Source organism: Bradyrhizobium sp. CFUWI, from assembly GCF_056429085.1.
The window spans coordinates 1-669 of the sequence record NZ_JBWJZE010000127.1; the positions used below are offsets into that span (position 1 = coordinate 1).

The 669-nt window shown below is 78.6% G+C and carries 1 protein-coding gene and 1 pseudogene; one reads left to right on the forward strand and one right to left on the reverse strand.

The features are described 5' to 3' along the window. Positions 1-427 (forward strand): sensor histidine kinase (locus AC066S_RS39020; RefSeq protein WP_478271934.1); only part of this gene is annotated, 427 nt, incomplete at its 5' end. A gap of 43 nt (positions 428-470) precedes the next feature. On the opposite strand, the pseudogene AC066S_RS39025 reads toward AC066S_RS39020, so the two are convergent. Then, positions 471-669, reverse strand: a pseudogene (locus tag AC066S_RS39025) (hypothetical protein); the annotation flags it as partial.

Consider the following 669-nt stretch of genomic DNA (forward strand, 5'->3'; position numbering starts at 1 on the left):
CGGGCTCGAAGTGAGGGGCGTGGCCAAGCTGCTGCGCCGTGCGCTGCGCAACCTTCTGGAGAACGCCCGCCGCTACAGCCAGGGCGAGATCACCGTGCTGCTGCAGCGCAGCGGGCCATGGGCCGAGGTGCGCGTGTGCGATGTCGGTCCCGGGGTGCCGCCGGCGCAGCGCGAGCGCATCTTCGAGCCCTTCTACCGCCTGCCGGGCGCGAGCGAGCGCGCGGGCGGCGTGGGCCTGGGCCTGGCGCTGGTGCGCTCCATCGCGGAGCGGCACGGCGGCAGCGTGCGCTGCGAAGACCGGCCCGACGGGCGCGGCGGTGCCTGCTTCGTGCTCACCCTGCCGATCGGCCCGGCGGACGCCGACGCCGGCGCGGGCACGCGCATCGCCACGGCCCCGGCGCCGCTCGGCCTGCCGGCGCGGCACTGAGCCCGGGCATGCAGGCGCGGGGCCGCCGCGGCGCAGCGGCGGCTCAGGCAGCGGCCTGCCCCGCCGCCTGCGGCCAGCGCCAGGCCATCGCCGCCAGCAGCACCGCCCCCAGCACGAGCGCCGATGCGGCGGCGCCCAGCCCGAGCGTGAAACCCCGCGCCGGGTCCGCGCTGTGGTGGAGCATCCAGGCCACGATCGGCGGCCCGGCGATCTGCCCCAGCCCGTAGGCGGCCGTCAGCAGC